The organism is Dietzia sp. JS16-p6b (assembly GCF_003052165.1).
Taxonomy (GTDB): Bacteria; Actinomycetota; Actinomycetes; order Mycobacteriales; family Mycobacteriaceae; genus Dietzia.
The window spans coordinates 3,667,032-3,684,717 of record NZ_CP024869.1 but is presented as its reverse complement, the minus strand read 5'-3'; the positions used below and the strand labels follow the sequence as shown (position 1 = coordinate 3,684,717).

Below are 17,686 nucleotides of genomic sequence, written 5' to 3'. Positions count from 1 at the left end.
GGCCCCGGGACGGGTGAGGTCCCGGCAGGCGCGGGACCCCCGGTGCCGCCCGATAGGCTCGGAGCATGACAGACACCGCCCGCCAGGGATGGCGGCCCAGGTCGCTACGCGACGGAGAGGAGCCGGATCCGCGGTTCACGCTCGCCAACGAGCGGACCTTCCTGGCGTGGATCCGCACGAGCCTCGGCCTGATGGCGGGAGCCGTGGCGATGGAGGCCTTCGCCGGGGACGAGATCCCGGAGATCATCCGCACTCCGCTGGCCTGTGTCCTGCTGGTGATGGCGGCCCTGTTGGCCACCGTGTCGTTCCGACGGTGGATCCGGATCGAGGCCTCGATGCGCCACAACAAACCGCTTCCGGTCCCGCAGGCGTCGATCCTCCTGGTGCTGGGTATCGCGATCGGTGCGATCCTGCTGGTCCTCGCGATCCTCGGTGGCACCATCGCATGAGCGTTCCGCGGCGGCGGATCGGTGTGCGCCCAGAGGCCGTGCCGCCCGATGTCGGCCTGCAGGCCGAGCGCACCAGTCTGTCGTGGGCTCGGACCTGGGCCGTGGTGACCGTCAACATCATCCTCGTGGCCAAGCTGATCGCGGAGACCGCGTGGATCTGGGCGGCCGTCTTCGCCACCCTCTTGGTGGTCCCGCTTCTCGCGCTGCTCAGGGTGCAGCGGCACCACGAGCAACGGGTGGGGCGGTTCGTCCGGGCGGGCGAGGTCCAGCAGACCCAGGCCCGCTACAACATCGGGCTGGTGGTGATGGTGCTGGTGATGGCCGGGTGCGGCCTCGCCGCCGTCCTGGTGCGGGTGCTGTCGTAGCAGGAGCACACGGCCCGGGGGACATCCGCACCCGCACCTGGCCCGGGACGATCGGCGCCGATCAGGTGTTCTTGAGTCGACCGCTCAGGGCGTCGCGGAGCCGGTCCACCATGCCGACACCGGGCCCGAGCGTCATGTGGAACAGCTCGGAGTGCGGCGACCCGGGGTGCGGCCGGGTGGGGGCGATGGTCTTGGCCGCCTCGACCTTGCGGCCCAGGTCGAGCAGATCCTCGGCGGAGACGGCCGCCCGCAGCTTGGGGAACTGGTCGGTCTCCTCGTCGTCGGCGTGGTGGTCGAGAAGCTCCTTGAACCGCTTGACCAGGGCCATGAACTCGGCGCTCTCGGCATCCACGCCCTCGAGTTCCTTCATCACCTCTTCGATCTCCTGGTGCTCCTCCTTGTCGTGCTCGACCTCCTCGGTGCCGTCCGGGACCTCGCGCTCGTAGACGGGGTAGACGAACAGCTCCTCGGCCACCGAGTGCCGGGTCACCTCGGCGATCACGGAGTCGGCCAGCGAACGGCGCTCCTTGGGGTCGGTGGTCTCCTCGATCATCTCGATCAGCCCGATCATCTCGCGATGGTCGGCGGTGAGGATGTCGACGACGTCCTTGTTGGACTCTGTCGTGGACTTCTGGGCCATGGCGAGCTCCTTCACGATGTGGGTCGGATGGACCTCTGACCGTAGGCAGCGTGCGGGAAGCGGGCCACCGGTCGGGCCGGGACGCGGGCCCCACACCGGCCTCCCCGCGCTGTCCTACCGGGTGGTGGCGCTCTCCGATTCACACATGCCCTGCAGGGCGCACGATCCGCAGCCGCCGGTCACGCCGCAGTCGGCGGCGGGGTCCGCGGGGTCGGTGGGGGAGTCGCCGCAGGTACCCGCGCCGGGTGCGTCCGGTGGGTCGGTGTCGCCGGCGGAGTGGCCGCCGCATCCGCCCCCGGAACCACAGCCGCAGCCGCCCTCGTCCTCCTCCTGCGCGGCCTCCCAGAGCGCCGCGGCGCGCGAGCCGGCGAGGCCGGCGACGCTGAGCAGGACGAGCGCACCCAGAAGGGCGACGACGACGACGAGTCCACCCACCCAACCCCCGATCAGACCCACGCCCAGCGCACCGAGCAGGAGCATCAGGCCGGAGCCGAGAAGGGCGGGCCCGGCCGCGCGGTTGGCGAGCGTCCAGGCCTCGGGGGAGCGGCGGGTCTCCGGGGTGCGGACGCCAAGAACGCCGTTACCCGGCAGTCGACCGAGCAGTCCCAACAGGCCGGTGACCCCGACCACGAGGGCGAGACACGCCAGGAGCACCACGACCACCACGAGCACTGCGTTCACGCCCCCGAGGGTACGCCCGCGACGGGGGATTTCCGATTCGCCTCATCCCCCGTCGGACCCTCCCCGGCAGAGCCCTCGACGAGCGCGAACAGGCGCGCGAGCTCGCGCTTGCCCTGCTCGTCGAGGCGGTCCAGGAACTCCCGGCGCACGGTGGCGACGTGGTCGGGTGCGGCCTCCGCGATCTCCCGCATGCCCTCCTCGGTGGCGGAGACGAAGGCGCCCCGGCCATCGGTGGGGCAGCTCGTCCGCCGGACCAGTCCCCGTCGGACCATCCGGGTGACCTGGTGGGAGAGCCGGCTCCGCTCCCATTGCAGGACATCGGCCAGCGCGGTCATCCGCAGCGGTCCGTCGGCCTCGCTGAGGTATACGAGCACCTCGAACTCCGGCTCCGTCAGGCTCGACGTGGCCTTGAGGTCCCGCTGGATGGCCAGGTGGAGGCGGCCCTGGATCGCGAGATAGTCGCGCCAGAGCGCCTTCTCCTCATCGGTCAGCCATCTGACGCCGTCGGTCACCGGGGATTCTCTCATGGGCCCAGTCTACGCCAATAGTTGACACGACACCTAGTGCGGCGATAGAAGTGTGTGACGCATCATCAGGATGCGTGACCCGAAAGGACTGACCCCGTGAGCGCCTCGAAATCCGTCGCCCCGACGCCCGCCCCCCGTACCGGCGCGGCCGCCACCCTCGTCGCCGTACCCGGACCCGTCCGCGACATCGGCCTCCTGCTGACCCGGGTCCTGCTCGGCGTCGTGCTGATCGCCCACGGTTGGGAGAAGCTCGTCACCAACGGCGCGGGTGCCACCGGCGAGTTCTTCGACTCCGTCGGCGTCCCGGCCGCCCAGGCCGCCGCTGTGTTCGCCGGCGTGGTCGAGCTGGCCGGAGGAATCCTGCTGGTGGCGGGCCTGCTCACCCAGGTGGTGGCGGCGCTCGTCGTCGTCGTCATGTTCGGCGCCTACCTTTTCGTCCACCAGGGCGCTGGCATCTTCGCCACGAACGGCGGGTGGGAACTCGTCGCCGTGATCGCGCTGGCCGCCACGGTCTTCGGCCTGGCCGGCCCCGGGCGATACAGCCTCGACGCGCTGATCGTCGCTCGCCGTACCGCCGGGCGCCGGACGGCGACGGCCTGATCGGTCCCGGCCCCGCACACAGCGGTGCCCACACGCCGAGGAGGCCCGGCCCGCTCCAGGGTTTAGGCTGGACACGGCCTGCGCGTGGGCACCGGCGAGGATCAGGGAGAGCAGACAACCGTGAGCAGTAGCGACGAGACCGTCACCGCAGATCAGCCCGCCACCGGGTCGCAGGCCGAGCAGGCGGGGCCCGCCCACCGCTACGGCGCCGATCTCGCCGGTCGCATCGAGTCGCGGTGGCAGCGCGAGTGGTCCGAGCGCGGGACGTTCGAGGCCCCCAACCCAGTCGGCCCTCTCGCGCCCGCCGACGGGTCGGCGCCGCCCGAGGACAAGCTCTTCGTGCAGGACATGTTCCCGTACCCGTCCGGCGCCGGCCTGCACGTGGGCCACCCGCTGGGGTACATCGCCACCGACGTCTTCGCCCGCTATCACCGCATGCTCGGGACGAACGTCCTGCACACCCTGGGGTACGACGCGTTCGGTCTCCCCGCCGAGCAGTACGCCGTGCAGACCGGCCAGCACCCGCGGGTGACCACCGAGGCCAACATCGTCAACATGGAGCGCCAGCTCGGGCGGCTTGGTCTGGGCCACGACCGCAGGCGCGTGGTGGCCACCACCGACACCGAGTTCTACCGCTGGACGCAGTGGATCTTCCTGCAGATCCACGGCGCCTGGTATGACCCGGAGGCCCCCGCCCGCACCACAGATGGTGGCGCGCATCCCACCCGCACCGGCCGCGCCCGGCCGATCGCCGAGCTGCGCGAGCAGTTCGTCTCCGGTGCGCGGCCGCTGCCCGAGGGGTTCGCCGGCCGCGCCTGGACCGACCTCACCGCCGCCGAGCAGGAGAAGGTGCTCGACGCGCACCGGTTGGTGTACCTGTCCGACTCCCAGGTCAACTGGTGTCCCGGGCTGGGAACCGTGCTGGCCAACGAGGAGGTCACCGCCGAGGGCCGCTCCGAGCGTGGCAACTTCCCGGTGTTCCGCAAGAACCTGTCCCAGTGGATGATGCGGATCACCGCCTACGCCGATCGGCTGGTCGACGACCTGGACCGTCTGGACTGGACCGACAAGGTCAAGTCCATGCAGCGCAACTGGATCGGCCGCTCGCAGGGCGCCCGCGTGCGATTCGCGGTGGCCGACAGGTCCATCGAGGTCTTCACCACCCGCCCCGACACCCTCTTCGGTGCCACCTACATGGTGCTCTCGCCCGAGCACCCACTGGTCGACGAGCTGGCCGGGCCGTTCTGGCCGGACACCCAGGGTGCTGTCGGCGCGGCCGGCGACGCGGGCCCGGGTGGAATCGACGAGCGGTGGACCGGTGGGCACTCCTCGCCGGCCGAGGCCGTGCAGGAGTACCGCCGCCGGGCCGCGACCAAGTCCGATCTGGAGCGCCAGGAGAACAAGGACAAGACCGGCGTCTTCACCGGCGCCTACGCCGTCAACCCGGTCAACGGGCAGCAGGTCCCGGTGTTCGTGGCGGACTACGTGCTCATGGGCTACGGGACCGGGGCGATCATGGCGGTGCCCGCCCACGACTCCCGCGACCACGAGTTCGCCACGGCCTTCGGTCTGCCGATCGTCCAGGTGGTCGCCCCGGCCGACGGGAGCGAGCTCGACGTGGCGACCGAGGCGTACGCGGGTGACGGCGTGGCCGTGAACTCCACCAACGAGCTCGGGCTCTCTCTCGACGGACTCGGCGTCGACGAGGCCAAGGCCGCGACCATCGCCTGGCTCGAGGGCGAGGGCACCGGTGAGGGCACCGTCCAGTACAAGCTGCGCGACTGGCTGTTCGCCCGCCAGCGCTACTGGGGCGAGCCGTTCCCCGTGGTCTACGACGCCGAGGGTGTCCCGCACCCGCTGCCGGACGAGATGCTCCCCGTCGAGCTGCCCGAGGTCGAGGACTACAAGCCCGTCTCGTTCGACCCCGACGACGCGGACTCGATGCCGTCCCCGCCGCTGGCCAAGGCCACCGAGTGGATGACCGTCGAGCTCGACCTCGGCGACGGCGTGCAGACCTACACCCGCGACGCCAACGTCATGCCCAACTGGGCCGGCTCCAGCTGGTACCAACTGCGCTACATCGATCCCACCAACTCCGACGAGCTCTGCGCGCTGGAGAACGAGCGCTACTGGACCGGACCGCGGCCCGAGATCCACGGCGAGGGTGATCCCGGGGGAGTGGACCTCTACGTCGGTGGAGTCGAGCACGCGGTGCTGCACCTGCTGTACTCGCGCTTCTGGCACAAGGTGCTGTTCGACCTGGGGCACGTGACCAGCGAGGAACCGTACCGCAGGCTGTTCAACCAGGGGTACATCCAGGCGTTCGCCTACACCGACTCGCGCGGCGTCTACGTACCCGCTGCAGATGTAGTGGAGCGGGACGGGAAGTTCTACCTGGATGACTCTCCGGATGCCCCCGAGGTCTTCCAGGAGTACGGGAAGATGGGCAAGTCGCTCAAGAACTCCGTCTCCCCCGACGAGATCTGTGACGAGTACGGCGCCGACACCCTGCGCGTGTACGAGATGTCCATGGGACCGCTCGACACCTCCCGGCCCTGGGCCACGAAGGACGTCGTGGGGGCGCACCGCTTCCTGCAGCGACTGTGGCGCGTGGTGATCGACGAGTCCACCGGGCGGGCCCGCGTGACCGAGGACGAGCCGTCGCAGGACGTGCTCAAGGCGCTGCACAAGGCCATCGCCGGGGTCCGGGACGACTACGCCGGTCTACGGGACAACACCGCGATCGCCAAGCTCATCGAGTACGTCAACCTCCTGACCAAGAGCTACCCGACGGAGGGGCCGGGGGCACCGCGGTCGGTCGTCGAACCGCTGGTGCTCATGGTGGCGCCCGTCGCCCCACACCTCGCCGAGGAACTGTGGTCCCGGCTGGGACACACCGGGTCGCTGGCCCACGGACCGTTCCCCGAGCACGACGAGTCCTATCTGGTCGAGGACTCGGTGGAATACCCGGTGCAGATCAAGGGCAAGGTGCGCTCGCGCATCACCGTGCCCGCGGACGCCTCAGCGGCCGAGGTCGAGGCCGCGGCCCTGGCCGACGAGAAGGTGCAGGCGAACCTCGACGGGGCGACCCCGAAGAAGGTCATCGTGGTGCCGGGCAGGATGGTCAACATCGTGCCCTGACGGGGGTCGCGCCGGCGTGCTGTGGGCTTGCGCGCCCGGAATGGTCCCGTCCGGGCGCGCACTCCGCCCGAGTGCGTACAGAGGGGCCGCGCAAGTCGGGGTAGGTGGGATGACGAATCAGCCGACCTGGACGAACACCGCCGAGGACGAGCCGATGAGGTAGGTGGTGGTGACCATCCACATCGCGTAGCTGGCGAAGAGCCACGGACGCCACCTGATGTGCTGCTTCCACCGCCGGTAGGTCTTGACACCCGCCGTCACGGACAGGCCCACCGACAGGAGCAGGGGCAGAAGCACCACCTCGACGCGGTCCTGTGTCAGGCACGTGCCCCCGGGTTCCGTGCACTCCTCGCCGATGCCTCCGCCGAATGCGACGAGGGCGACCGCCAGGAGGACGACGGCCGAGGCGGAGAGCAGGACGTAGCGGATGGCGTCGGTGGCCTGGCGCTCGTTGCGCTCGAGGCGCTCCAGGGGGTCGTCGGATTCGCCGATCGGCTGGAACGTCACCGTCCGCTCCCCACGAATCCGTTGTGCCCGCCGGCCTCGGCCACTTCGTCGACCGTCGCGATCCCCAGCTGCTCGTCCGTCACGGGTGGGAAGAGCGGACCCCCGCCGAAGGCGCCCCGGTGCGACAGCGGCACGCCGCCGTCGTCGTTCCTCAGCCCCTTCTCGCGACCGTACTCGGCGGTGATGATCGTGGACCCGCTCAGCCGGGGGAGCGACGGGTCCTCGGTGAGGGTCGCGATCACGCGGCCGACGAAGGCCGGGTCCTCGGCGCGGTCGAGGGGGAAGCCGTTGAAGTCGTCCATCCCCAGCGACAGGATGAGCTCGGTCCGGATGAGCCCGAGCCACAGGGACAGGGTGGACACCCCGGTGCCGGCGAGCTCGTGGGCCATGTCGGAGGCCATCTTGTCCAGGGCGGTCTTGCTCATCCCGTAGAGGACGGTGTGGAACGGAGCGCGCGACCCGAACGAGGAGATGTTGACCATCAGACCGGAACCCTGCGGGACCATCACCGCGGCGGCCTCGCAGCACGCGACATAGTGCGCGCGCAGCCCCACGCCCATGAGCGCGTCCCAGTCGCCGGCGGGCCGTTCCCAGAACCTCCCGTTGAACCCCATGAAGCCCTTGGGGTTGGTCCAGACGTTGTTGACCAGCAGGTCGAGTCGTCCGGTGTCGGCGACGATCCGGGCGATGACGGCGGCGATCTGCTCGTCGCGGGCGTGATCGCACTCGAGGGGGAGCACCCGGCCGGAGGCGCCGGCCGCGGCGTCGACCGTGGCCTGCAGTCGCTCGGCCGAGCGCCCCGTGACGTACACGGTCCACCCGGCGTCTGCGAGAGCGGTGGCCACCCCCTTGCCGACGCCGCGGCTGGCGCCGGTGACCAGGGCCACGCGCGCGGTCACGAGTCGACCCCGGCGGCCGCGGGAGCCGCGTCGTCCCCGCGGACGGCGTGGACCTCGGGGTACGTCACGGTGGCGCTGTCGAGAGGACGGGTGATCGACCAGCCAGGGGAGAACAGGCACTCGGCCATGACCCAGTGGTCGTTCTCCAGTACGTAGACATCCGAGTACTCGCCCGTGGACAGGGTCTCGGTGCCGTTCTCCCGGTCCACCTGGCGGAACTGCAACGTCCAGGTGCCGGTGGCGCGCCGCGGCGCGCCACCGTCCGCCGGGTCCTCGACGGCGATGGAGGGCATGAGGCCGTGGTGCATGCCGAGGACGCGGGGGCCGCCGTCGGAGGCGGTCGCCAGGGCGATCTGACGGAAGATCCCGACCATCGTGTCCGGGTCCGTGCGGCCGAGCGGGCCGAAGTCGAGAACGCCGCCCCGTGCCACGAAGCAGGCCCGGAACGCGTGTGGGTCCTTGGCGTCGCACGCCCGCCAGTAGCGGTGTTTGAGCTGCTCGATCGCCTGCCGGGCGCGGAATTCCTGCTCGAACTGCATGCGGGCCACGTTAGCCTAGTGGGCATGAGTCGAACACTGGTCGAGCTGTCGGATCGCTGGGACCTGCAGGACCTGGTGACCAGGTACGCAACCTGTATCGACGCCCGTGATTTCGAGGGACTGGACATGGTGTTCACCCCGGACGCCCGGGTGAGTTATGAGGCCTCGGGCGGCCCCGCGGACGACTATCCGGCGGTGCGGACCTGGCTGGCGGAGATGCTGCCGATCTTCGCCTCCACCCAGCACCTCATGGGCAATCTCGCGGTGACCCTGGACGGCGACACCGCGACCGGACGCTGCATGTGCTTTAACCCGATGGCCCTCAAACCCGTGGAGGAGAAAGACCAGCAGGTGTTCTTCTACGGGCTCTGGTACGTGCTCGGGTTCGTCCGCACCGACGAGGGCTGGCGGATCGACAGTCTCGCGCAGGAGCAGGCCTTCCACCACAACCTGCCCTGACGGACCACGGAGGGGCCCGCCACGCGGCGGGCCCCTCCGTGGTCCGGCGTCAGACGGTGCCGCAGGAGTTCGACGCCGGCACCCCGTGCACCCGCTCCATGAGGTAGCGCGCGTTGGTCTCGCGCTCGGACAGCATCGGCAGGGCGTGGTCGATCACCAGGCCCGGCGCCAGAGCCGGGAGCTCCGCGGTGCGCAGCTCGACGACAGTGCCCTGGGCGCACCAGTTGCGGACCAGGTCGACCGCCGTGTCGTGCGGGACCACGTCGTCGTTCCGACCGATCAGGACCAGTGCGGGGACGGTGGGGGCGACGCGGCCGAGGTTGTAGCTCTCGAGTACGCGCAGGATCTCCGGCTCGGACCGGGCGGCGTCGGCCAGGGAGTTGCCGTGCACGGTGAACTCGGTGGTGCGGCGCAGACCGTAAGCGAACGCCGTCTCGCCCACGCACTGGGTCGAGGTCACCTCGAGCATGCGGCGCCCCTCGTCGTTGAGCTGGCGGTCGAATGCCGGGCGCAACTCGGGGTGCACCTGCAGGATCCCGTTGATGGCGTAGCCGACGGCCCCGGTGAGGACGCCGCCGTCGACGCGCTCGAGGGTGCCGAGCATCTCCGACGGCGGGGCTCCGGCCGCCACGCCCACCAGGTTGAGTTCCGGCGCGTACTCCCGGTGCATCTCTGCCGCGGCCGCGGCCGCACCACCGCCCTGGGAGTACCCGCTCACCACTGTGGGGGACTCGAGGGCGAGGTCGGTTCCCGCCAGCTGCACGGCGGCGCGGGCGGCGTCCAGCGCCGAGCGGCCCTGCGAGACGCGGTTGACGTAGGGATGGTGGCCCGGGGTGCCCAGGCCCTCGTAGTCGGTGACGACGACGGCGAAGCCCTCGGCGAGCAGGGAGTAGGCGTCGATCAGCGAGTACCCGGCGGCCAACGATACCGGGGCCGTCCCGATGCCCAGCCCGACCTCCATGGATTTCGAGGGCGCACACTGGTCGCCCTGACCCTGCGTACCTGGGGTGACCACGGCGAGCGGGCGTGGACCGGAGCCGTTCCACGGTGCCCTGGGCTGGAGATAGGTGCCGGTGACGGCGACGGGCCCACCCGCCGCCCCGGTGGAGCGGTACATGATCCGCTGGGCGTCGGCGGTGAGCGTGCCCCCCGCGACGATGTCGGGGAAACTCGGGGTGATGACCATGGGCTCGCTGCGGATGACGGTGCCCGGGACCGCCGGCAGATCCGCTGGTGGGGTGTAGAACGCGGTCCGGTCCGGTGCGTTCGACGAACCCTGCGCGCCCGCCGCGGGCTCCGCGCCCGCCACCGGGGCCGGGCCGGTCGTCAGCGCCGGAGCCAGGGCCATGACCAGACCGAGTGCGAGCGCCCCGGCCAGGGTGGACCCGCGGGGGGTCGTGGTCCGGTCCGCTGACGGTGATCTCACGTGTACTCCAGGGTGTCGGGGCCGCGGGTACGGCGGGGTGGCTGCGTCCTGCGTCGAACAGGACTATAACCGGTGTCAGTTGTGCTGGTGGTCCAGGTCACAGGCCGGCTGCGCGTCGCGGGTTCGGCTCAACGGAAACGAATCGGTGGCCGGTGTCCGCGCCCGTTGCTACGGTGGCGCCGTGCAGAACGACGTGTTGATGTGCTGGCGGAGCGACTCCGAGTGGATCCGCGCCGCCACCGCCGCCCCGGCGTAGCAGGCGCCTCACGGGTCCACCGGGAACGGGTGGGCCGAACGACAGTCGGGCAGGCGGACCCACCGGGACCCGGGTCACCGCCGGACACCCGCCGCGGCCGAGACAGGCCGAGCCCGACCTGATCGAGGAGAACGACCAGGTGACCGCAAGTCCCCGCACCATCCACCTTCCCTTGTCGGAATCGGATGTCCTGGTGAGCGCCCGCTCCCTGGACGAGTACACGGACATGTTCGACCTGGACGCCGTGGACCTTGGTCGCCGGATAGTCGACTGCCCGGGTGGGGCGGCCAGCGCGGTCGCGGAGATCTCCGCCGCGGGCGGTGACGCGGTGGCGGTGGACCCGCAATACGCGCTCGGTGGTCGTGATCTGAGGGAGCGGGTCCTGGCGGATCTGGATCGATCGCTCGCCCACTTCCATTCCCGGGATCTCGAGTACGACTGGGACGTTCGCGGCGGCGTCGTCGGTCACGAATCCGTCCGTCGGGCCGCGGCCGAGTCGATGCTCGCGGACCTCGAGGCCGCTCCCGGCCGGTACATCGCCGGGGCGCTGCCTGAACTGCCTCTCGCCTCTGACTCGGCCGACCTCGTCCTGTGCTCCCACCTGCTGTTCACCTATGCGGACCGGATGAGCACGGCCGACCATGTCGACGCGATCGTCGAGATGGCGCGGGTCGCGCCGGAGGTCCGCGTCTACCCGCTGGTCGACCACTCGGGCAATCCCCTGCCCGAACTGGTCCGCAGCGTGATCGCGAAGCTCAAGAAGGACAGGTTGACCAGTCGTATCGAGCCCGTCGTCCGGCCCTTTCAGCTGGCGGCCACCACGAGGTTGGTGGTGGAGAGGATGCCCCACCGGCGACCGTGACGCGGCGGTCGTGACCCGCGACCGTGACACGGTGGTCGGTGCTCAGCCGGGGGTGAGGCGCAGGACCTGCTGTCCGGTGAACGGGGAGGTCTCGATGCTGGTGAGCAGCGGCTGGGGCCCGCCCACCTCGAGGGCCTGCCCGGCCTGGAAGATGGTCCCCGAGCCCAGGGTGTACGCGACCAGGTCGCACATCTGCCCGTAGAGGGCGCCGGGGGGCGCGGCGACGTCGAGCCGTTCGAGGTCCAGTCGACCGAAACGCCCGAGTCCGGTGGTGTACACGCACGACGTGGTCTCGGATTGCATGCCCGCCCTCACTCCGACCAGCGCCGGGACGGGGAGCGGGTTCCCGGTGACGAGATCCCGGTAGGGACCGGCGGGCAGGGTCGCTGCCGCTCCACCGATGCTCACCGCGATCGCGCCGGTCAGCGCGGTCAGCGCGGCGGTCACCGTGGCCACCGCGAGTTCGCACCGGAGCGTGTCGAGCCGGGGGTCCAGGTAGTCGGGTTCGCCCGGCTCGCCGTCGTCCCCCACCGGACCGAGGCGGAAGGCGGCCACGACGACCTGCGACCGGTGAGAGTCCACCACACCCTCCCCGCCGTTCCAGATGGCGAGGTTCTCGGTGTACCGGGACGCCTCGCCGTCGGCCACGGGCAGGTCGAGCGGGGTCACCACCACCGTGACGTCCTCGACGGACACGGCGGTCGCGGGGTCCTCGTCCGTTCCCGGATCGACGTCGTAGGAGCCCTCGAAGATCTCGGCGAGCAGCTCGGTGATGTCGCGGTGGCCGGGTGCGGGGCGGTCGAGAAGGACGATCGCGACCGGGGTGCTCTTCCAGGACAGGTCCTCGCCGGTCCGCGGGTCCACGGCGCCTCCGCCCCCGGTCCCGCCGCCGGTCTGCTGGTCGGAGCGCGCGTCGGCGGTGGGCTGGTCGGGCTGCGGCGACTCGCTCATGTCCCCGAGGCTAGCGGGTCAGTTGAGCAGGAAGTCGATCACCAGGCGCTCGAACTTGTCCTTCTGCTCGATCATCGCCCAGTGGCCGCAGCGCGAGAAGGCGTGAAGCTCGGCGCGGGGGAGCTGCCGGAACGCGAAGTGCGCCTGCTCGTAGGGCAGCATGCGGTCGTCGCGGCCCCAGATGAGCAGCGTCTCCTGGCGGATCTGGGAGGCCCGCGCGTACAGCGGTGTGTAGGCGTTCTCGGGCTTGAGGATCGAACCGAAGATGGCGTACATCCGCTCGACCGCGCCGGGGGCGGTGGCGGCCTCGGTCCTGGCCCGGATGAGCTCGTCGGATACGACCTTCTTGTTGCCCACCATCGTGTCCACCCAGGCGGCCATGGACTCGTCGGAGGGCGAGGCGAGGAAGTCGAACAGGCGCCGGGAACCCTCGCTGGGTTCGGGGGTGAACAGCGGCGCCGCAAGGCCGCCGGGGCCCATGAGCGCCATCTTGCGGACGCGGCCGGGGTAGGCCAGCGCGGTTTCACAGGCCACGTTTCCGCCCATCGAGTTGCCGATGATGTCGACCTTCTCGATCCCCTTGGCCTCGCAGAACGCGTCGATCGCCTCGGCGGCGATCAAGGGATAGGCCTTCTCCCAGTCGAGGTCCGAACTCCTCCCGAAACCCGGCATGTCGAGCAGGATCGTGTGGAATCGCTCGGCGAAGACCGGGAAGTTGCCCGCGAAATTGGACCATGCGGTGACGCCCGGGCCGGAGCCGTGGAGGAAGAGCACGGGCACGGCGCTCTCGGGCTCCGCGACGCTCTGCTCTCCCGCCTCGTGGAAGTGCAGCTCGAAGCGGCCGGCGGTGAGGGTCTTGCTGGTGGACTCGAAGTCGAGGGCGCTCATGGGGGCCACGATACTGGAACAGGTTCTAAGTACCGGTGGCCTCGACCGAAAAGGTGGCCTGAGGGGGCGAGGGTCGGCCAGGGGCCGAGAAGGTGGCGGGGTGAGAGACAAGTCAGCCGCGCGGGGAGTCCCAGAACATCCCCGCGCGGCGATGACGAGGACTCTACTCGGAAATTCTCATGTGACAAGTAGATAACGATTGTGGTGTCGGTCACATCGTTGATATGGCCTCGACCGGTCACTGCCGCGCAGGATGGACGGCGGCATGTTGACGGTGTGTCCAGATTCCGCTCTACTGTCAGCGCATCACACGACTCAGGAACGCGGTGGCATCCGGTATCGCCGCGTAGACCGTCCCGCTGTGGTCCCTGTCCGGATAGACGTGGAGTTCGAGCGGTTGACGGTTCAGTGTCATTTCCGCCGCGAGCGACAGCGCCGAGGGCGCGGGCACGTCCAGGTCGAGCAGACCCTGGCCCAGGAAGACCGGGCGATCGTATCCGGTGGCCGGAGTCCCCATGTACCGCTGCAGGAGCCCGAAGACGTCCGGGATGTCCCTGACCGGCCTGGTCAGGGCCTGCGATACCTGGAAGTCTCCCACCGCGTCCCGCATGTCCTCGTAGCAGAGGTGTTCTGCGGCATCGACCATCTCGCGGCCGCGAGGGGTGAGGAAGGCATCGAGTCCCACCTCGGGGTGCTGGTCACGAAGTCCGGCGAGGATGTAGAGGGCGTAGAGGTTCAGGCCCGTGGGCAGTGACACGGGAGGGAAACCGGGCCCACCCCACTGGAAGAGGTGCTCGAGGTTGGCCGGCGCACCCGTGGCCACGACGCCCCGGAAGTCCAGCCCCGACGGTGCGCCCAGTTCGGTGGCCCGGGTGGCGGTGACCAGGGCGGCGCCTGCGCCCTGCGACTGCCCCACCGCCGCCCAGGTCGGGGAGAGCGGGAGGCCGTCTGCCCGTGCGGCTATCACCGCGTCGATGATCCCGCGGGCCGCGACCTGTCCGTTGAGGTAGCTGAGCAGGCCCGGAGTCCCGAGTCCCACGTAGTCGGCCGCCACGACGGCGTACCCCTGCCGCAGCCAGTGCCCGAGGTACTCGGCGTCGCGCTCGGAGCGCGGGTGCGTCGAGGGTGCGCAGTCGTCACCGAGACCGGTGGTCCCGTGTGCCCAGGCCACCACGGGCCATCCGCCCGGCGGGGGAGTCCCGTGCGGCAGGAACACCGCCGACGTGGCGATCGCGGGGCTCCCGTGCTGGTCGATCGTGCCATACGCCGAGCGCACCGCCCGCCCGGCCTCCGGCAGCGCGAGCGAGTCTTCCAACGGCACCGTCACCGCGGTGGCGCCGGGCGCGGGGATCGTTCGGTCCCAGTGGCGGGTGTCCAGGCCCGACCACCGCGGTGCCGTTTGGCCGGAGGCCGCCGGCGCGGCGCCGGCGGTGGGAGCGGTGAGGGAGGTGACGATGACGAGGGCGGCGACCGCCGCGGTCAGCGAACGGCGGGGGCGGGAGGCTGAGGGGCGCATGAGCGGAGACTAACCGCCACTTTCAGTGGGTTTGCGTCTTCCGGTCCAATCCGAAATGCTCGGCCAGCCGGGCAGAGTGAACTCCTGCCGGAGCTTGCACGCGCTGTTCTGGTTGGCGAACATCCCCTTGACCCAGAACGCCTCGGATCGTGGGACGCTCACCCACCAGCGGACCGGCACGGCGTACTCGGCGTCGTCGTCGCTGTCCGCGACCCCCGGTGGGCCGTGCCTGTACGGAGCGCTGAGCTCCTGATCGGCGAGGTGAACCCACTTGCCGTCCACGAGGACCGAGGCCTGGTCGAAGCGGGTGGCGGGGCGAAGGACCTCGCCTATCGCGACGTACCCGCTCTTGGGGATATGGACGTTGACCCGCGCACCAACCGGGAGGTTGTGCAATGAGCCCGAGTACCAGGTCCCACCTCCCGCGGAGATGAAGCCGAAGCGGCGACCGTCGTCCCAGGACCGTGTGCCCTCCTCGCCGAACGAGACGAACCAATCGGTCCCGTTCCACTCGGCCCGTTTGCCCTGGTAGTTGCGGGGGGACGTGCCGACGCCTGTCGCACCCTCCTCGCTCGCGGCAAGCCAGGATCGGGCGAGGTAGCGTCGGCCGTCGTCCTCCAGAAAGGTGAAGAACACGACGTTGACGGGAACGCCGAACTCGCGGAGATACGTGACGATCCTCTCGGAGCTGGGGTCCAGGTCGGTGGCGACCACCACCAGAGTGAGCGCGCCGTTGAGCTCATCAGGAGGCGGGGTGCCGAAGACCTCCTCAAAGGCGGTTTCGAATGGACGGTCGAGGTGGCCGTTCGCGAGATCGATGATGCTCTCGTGATCCAAGGTCGTGACCCATGAGCCGTAGTCGAGTACCTGCGCCACCACATCCCGCGGCGTCCTGTCCCGTTTGAGTTCCAGCACGTGGAGGTTGCCCTCGGCGTCGACGGCGAGCAGGTCGATGAGCTTCTGGTACGGCGTGCGTACCTGCCTGCCGATGACCAGGAGCCGATCACCGAGCAATGACGGGTCCCGCTCGAGGAACTCCTCCAGCATCACCTCGGTCGGCATCGTGGTGGGCGACAGTCGGTGAGGCCTGTCGCCGTCCATCCGCCAGATTCCCATCTCGACCGGCACAGCTGTCTCCTCTCGTCGGGTGTCAACGGCGTCTGCCCGACTCCCGCTCCTGTCCACCCGGACGCTGTCGCGAATTACCGTAGTCTCGACCGCCGGCCCGCGGTCAGTAACCTGGGCTCCGTGGCGCACACAGGAATCGACGTCCCCGACCTCACCGGCCAGACGTGGCTCATCACGGGGGCGACCAGCGGAGTCGGCCTGGAGACCGCCCGTGCCGCGTCGGATCGCGGCGCGCGGGTGATCCTCGCGGTCCGGGACACCGTGCGGGGACGCGACATCGCGGCCGCGCTGCCGGGACCCTCGCGGGTCGTCGAATTGGACCTGGCCTCGCTGGAGAGCGTGGGGCGCGCCGCGGACGAGTTGAACGGGGCGGAGGCCGAACCGGTCGACGTGCTGGTCAACAACGCCGGTGCCATCACGACCCGTCGTCGCGAGACCACAGACGGATTCGAGATGCTACTCGGCGTCAACGTGCTCGGGCCGTTCCTCTTCACGAACCTCGTCCTCCCGGGTGTGCGGCGTCGCGTGGTGATCGTCGGGTCCAACGCCCACAAGGCCGGGACCTTCGATTTCGACGACCCGCACTTCGAGCGGCGTCGGTGGTCCGCCGCGGCGGCCTACGCCCAGTCCAAGCTCGGGGATATGTTGTGGGGGCTCGCATTGGACCGGCGGCTGCGGGACGGTCGCTCGGAGGCGGCGGCGACGGGTGTGGACGTGCAGCTCACGCACCCCGGCTGGGCGGCGACCGGCATCTCCAATGCCAGTGGTAACGCCGCGGTGGACAGGATCATCACCGGGTTCTGCTCGGTGTTCGCCCAACCCGCCGACCAGGCGGCGCTCACCACGATGGCCGCGGCGACCCGGCCGCTCCCGTCGTGCAGCTACACCGGGCCGGACGGTCTTCGGAACCTCAGAGGGATGCCCACGCTCATCGGCCGGAGTGCCGAGGCCTCGGACCCGGAGATCGCCGAGCGGTTGTGGCGGTTCGCGGAGTCCTCCGTCGCCAGGGCCTGACCTCCGGCTCCACGCGCTCGCGTCATCGCGGCGACTGTTCGGCGGCCACGATGCCCGACGCCCACCCTGGCGCCGAGCCGTCACCCGGCGGGCCCAACGCCGCGGCATCGATCCCCGAGGTCTGCAGTAGCCAGGAGATCAGCGAGTTCGAGTTCCACATCTCGCCGGTCCCGGTCGCATCGCGGCCCCACGTGTGACGAGGGACCTCGGCGACGCGCCCCAGCAGGCCGTCGGCCTCTGCCGCGGAGAACGCGATCACGGTGGGCGGGGCGGGTGCCCACGCGAGATCCGGGATCCGGCCGTCGACCTTGCAGCGGACCTCGTACCGGAACAGGCGCGATCGGCCCAGCCAGCTCAGGCCGACCGGGCCGGTGGCGACGACCCCGTCCGAGCCGCTGAGCGGCCCCCAGGCCGGCGCCATTTCTATGGCGACACGGCCGTGCCCGGTGAACACCTCGAGCGCGGCGTGGAACAGCGGCCGGCTGGGGCGGTGTTCGCGACGCGCGTGGAACTCCTCCCACCAGCGGCTGGTGTGGACCACTACGTGGCCGCCGGCTCCGACCGGCAGCCACCACAGCGCCACGCCCGTCTGCCTCACGCCGTCCACTTCACGCCGCCCTCCTCACGCCGTGTCCCTCACTGCGCGCGCCAGGGCGGCCTGACCTGCGCGTTCGGCCCACCGCGCCGGTGCCGGCGCCTGCGTCGTGGGCACCGGATCCCGTGGCGGGAAGCGCCACAGCCGCACACCGGGCGCGAGCACGGCGACGCTCACGCCCAGGCCCGCCAGGTGGAACCCCACGTCAGAGACCTTAGTCACCGGGGCGCCGCACCCACCGTC

Annotated in this window: 20 protein-coding genes; 7 read left to right on the top strand and 13 right to left on the bottom strand. The window is 70.5% G+C overall.

The window, feature by feature from the left end; all coding sequences use genetic code 11:
* The first annotated feature begins 65 nt into the window (after positions 1–65).
* Positions 66–449 (top strand): YidH family protein, encoded by a 384-nt coding sequence (locus CT688_RS17005; protein WP_107757854.1) that lies wholly within the window; start codon positions 66–68, stop codon positions 447–449.
* Positions 446–814, top strand: coding sequence for a hypothetical protein (locus CT688_RS17000; protein ID WP_107757853.1), 369 nt, complete (start codon positions 446–448; stop codon positions 812–814). The genes CT688_RS17005 and CT688_RS17000 overlap by 4 nt, the downstream gene beginning before the upstream one ends.
* 61 nt (positions 815–875) lie before the next feature.
* Here CT688_RS17000 and CT688_RS16995 read toward each other — a convergent pair whose 3' ends face one another.
* From CT688_RS16995 to CT688_RS16985, 3 genes are all read right to left on the bottom strand, one after another.
* The gene (locus tag CT688_RS16995; RefSeq protein WP_107757852.1) at positions 876–1,454 is read right to left on the bottom strand and encodes a hemerythrin domain-containing protein; all 579 of its coding nucleotides are present in this window, start codon (positions 1,452–1,454) and stop codon (positions 876–878) included.
* Positions 1,455–1,568: 114 nt separating this feature from the next.
* Complete coding sequence (locus CT688_RS16990; protein WP_107757851.1) at positions 1,569–2,135, bottom strand: SdpI family protein; 567 nt, start codon at positions 2,133–2,135, stop codon at positions 1,569–1,571.
* The gene (locus CT688_RS16985; RefSeq protein ID WP_107757850.1) at positions 2,132–2,662 is read right to left on the bottom strand and encodes a MarR family winged helix-turn-helix transcriptional regulator; all 531 of its coding nucleotides are present in this window, start codon (positions 2,660–2,662) and stop codon (positions 2,132–2,134) included. Before CT688_RS16985 ends, CT688_RS16990 begins: the two co-directional genes overlap by 4 nt.
* Positions 2,663–2,758: 96 nt before the next feature.
* Between CT688_RS16985 and CT688_RS16980 the strand changes: the two genes are divergently transcribed.
* Together CT688_RS16980 and CT688_RS16975 are read left to right on the top strand one after the other, a co-directional pair.
* Positions 2,759–3,262 carry a DoxX family protein gene (locus CT688_RS16980; protein WP_107757849.1) on the top strand — a complete coding sequence of 168 codons (504 nt, stop codon included), beginning with the start codon at positions 2,759–2,761 and terminating at the stop codon, positions 3,260–3,262.
* Between the two features lie 120 nt (positions 3,263–3,382).
* Complete coding sequence (locus CT688_RS16975) at positions 3,383–6,403, top strand: leucine--tRNA ligase (protein ID WP_107758302.1); 3,021 nt, start codon at positions 3,383–3,385, stop codon at positions 6,401–6,403.
* 117 nt (positions 6,404–6,520) lie between these two features.
* Here CT688_RS16975 and CT688_RS16970 read toward each other — a convergent pair whose 3' ends face one another.
* From CT688_RS16970 to CT688_RS16960, 3 genes are read right to left on the bottom strand one after another with little or no spacing between them, the layout of a single operon-like run.
* On the bottom strand, positions 6,521–6,910 hold the full coding sequence (locus CT688_RS16970) for a hypothetical protein (protein WP_107757848.1): 390 nt from the start codon (positions 6,908–6,910) through the stop codon (positions 6,521–6,523).
* Entirely contained in the window at positions 6,907–7,809 is a 903-nt protein-coding gene (locus CT688_RS16965) for an SDR family NAD(P)-dependent oxidoreductase (protein WP_107757847.1), read from the bottom strand. The genes CT688_RS16970 and CT688_RS16965 overlap by 4 nt, the downstream gene beginning before the upstream one ends.
* A complete protein-coding gene (locus tag CT688_RS16960) occupies positions 7,806–8,348 on the bottom strand; it encodes a nuclear transport factor 2 family protein (protein ID WP_107757846.1) in 543 nt (180 codons plus the stop codon). Before CT688_RS16960 ends, CT688_RS16965 begins: the two co-directional genes overlap by 4 nt.
* Positions 8,349–8,372: 24 nt before the next feature.
* Here CT688_RS16960 and CT688_RS16955 point away from each other — a divergent pair, with 24 nt between their 5' ends.
* Entirely contained in the window at positions 8,373–8,807 is a 435-nt protein-coding gene (locus CT688_RS16955; RefSeq protein WP_107758301.1) for a nuclear transport factor 2 family protein, read from the top strand.
* 49 nt (positions 8,808–8,856) lie between these two features.
* On the opposite strand, the gene CT688_RS16950 is transcribed toward CT688_RS16955, so the two are convergent.
* Positions 8,857–10,233, bottom strand: a complete 1,377-nt coding sequence (locus CT688_RS16950; RefSeq protein ID WP_107757845.1) for a lipase family protein — start codon at positions 10,231–10,233, stop codon at positions 8,857–8,859.
* 395 nt (positions 10,234–10,628) lie between these two features.
* Here CT688_RS16950 and CT688_RS16945 point away from each other — a divergent pair, with 395 nt between their 5' ends.
* Positions 10,629–11,351, top strand: a complete 723-nt coding sequence (locus CT688_RS16945) for a hypothetical protein (protein WP_107757844.1) — start codon at positions 10,629–10,631, stop codon at positions 11,349–11,351.
* A gap of 42 nt (positions 11,352–11,393) precedes the next feature.
* Here the strand turns inward: CT688_RS16945 and CT688_RS16940 are convergent, their stop codons facing one another.
* The 4 genes from CT688_RS16940 to CT688_RS16925 form a co-directional block, all read right to left on the bottom strand.
* Entirely contained in the window at positions 11,394–12,302 is a 909-nt protein-coding gene (locus CT688_RS16940; RefSeq protein ID WP_107757843.1) for a hypothetical protein, read from the bottom strand.
* An 18-nt stretch (positions 12,303–12,320) separates the two neighbouring features.
* On the bottom strand, positions 12,321–13,190 hold the full coding sequence (locus tag CT688_RS16935; protein ID WP_107757842.1) for an alpha/beta fold hydrolase: 870 nt from the start codon (positions 13,188–13,190) through the stop codon (positions 12,321–12,323).
* A gap of 298 nt (positions 13,191–13,488) precedes the next feature.
* The gene (locus CT688_RS16930) at positions 13,489–14,706 is read right to left on the bottom strand and encodes a S9 family peptidase (protein WP_107757841.1); all 1,218 of its coding nucleotides are present in this window, start codon (positions 14,704–14,706) and stop codon (positions 13,489–13,491) included.
* A gap of 9 nt (positions 14,707–14,715) precedes the next feature.
* A complete protein-coding gene (locus CT688_RS16925) occupies positions 14,716–15,834 on the bottom strand; it encodes a hypothetical protein (protein WP_197431450.1) in 1,119 nt (372 codons plus the stop codon).
* Between the two features lie 120 nt (positions 15,835–15,954).
* Here CT688_RS16925 and CT688_RS16920 point away from each other — a divergent pair, with 120 nt between their 5' ends.
* On the top strand, positions 15,955–16,848 hold the full coding sequence (locus CT688_RS16920) for an SDR family NAD(P)-dependent oxidoreductase (protein WP_107757840.1): 894 nt from the start codon (positions 15,955–15,957) through the stop codon (positions 16,846–16,848).
* A gap of 22 nt (positions 16,849–16,870) precedes the next feature.
* On the opposite strand, the gene CT688_RS16915 is transcribed toward CT688_RS16920, so the two are convergent.
* Positions 16,871–17,455 carry a hypothetical protein gene (locus tag CT688_RS16915; protein WP_197431449.1) on the bottom strand — a complete coding sequence of 195 codons (585 nt, stop codon included), beginning with the start codon at positions 17,453–17,455 and terminating at the stop codon, positions 16,871–16,873.
* A gap of 15 nt (positions 17,456–17,470) precedes the next feature.
* On the bottom strand, positions 17,471–17,665 hold the full coding sequence (locus CT688_RS17425; RefSeq protein ID WP_156607323.1) for a hypothetical protein: 195 nt from the start codon (positions 17,663–17,665) through the stop codon (positions 17,471–17,473).
* Between the last annotated feature and the right edge of the window lie 21 nt (positions 17,666–17,686).

Excerpts from the sequence above, each read along its gene's own strand:
- CT688_RS16955 (WP_107758301.1), top strand. The coding sequence starts at position 8,373 with ATGAGTCGAACACTGGTCGAGCTGTCGGATCGCTGGGACCTGCAGGAC.
- CT688_RS16940 (WP_107757843.1), bottom strand. The coding sequence starts at position 12,302 with ATGAGCGAGTCGCCGCAGCCCGACCAGCCCACCGCCGACGCGCGCTCC.
- CT688_RS16985 (WP_107757850.1), bottom strand. The coding sequence starts at position 2,662 with ATGAGAGAATCCCCGGTGACCGACGGCGTCAGATGGCTGACCGATGAG.
- CT688_RS17000 (WP_107757853.1), top strand. The coding sequence starts at position 446 with ATGAGCGTTCCGCGGCGGCGGATCGGTGTGCGCCCAGAGGCCGTGCCG.
- CT688_RS16930 (WP_107757841.1), bottom strand. The coding sequence starts at position 14,706 with ATGCGCCCCTCAGCCTCCCGCCCCCGCCGTTCGCTGACCGCGGCGGTC.
- CT688_RS16995 (WP_107757852.1), bottom strand. The coding sequence starts at position 1,454 with ATGGCCCAGAAGTCCACGACAGAGTCCAACAAGGACGTCGTCGACATC.
- CT688_RS16960 (WP_107757846.1), bottom strand. The coding sequence starts at position 8,348 with ATGCAGTTCGAGCAGGAATTCCGCGCCCGGCAGGCGATCGAGCAGCTC.
- CT688_RS17005 (WP_107757854.1), top strand. The coding sequence starts at position 66 with ATGACAGACACCGCCCGCCAGGGATGGCGGCCCAGGTCGCTACGCGAC.
- CT688_RS16935 (WP_107757842.1), bottom strand. The coding sequence starts at position 13,190 with ATGAGCGCCCTCGACTTCGAGTCCACCAGCAAGACCCTCACCGCCGGC.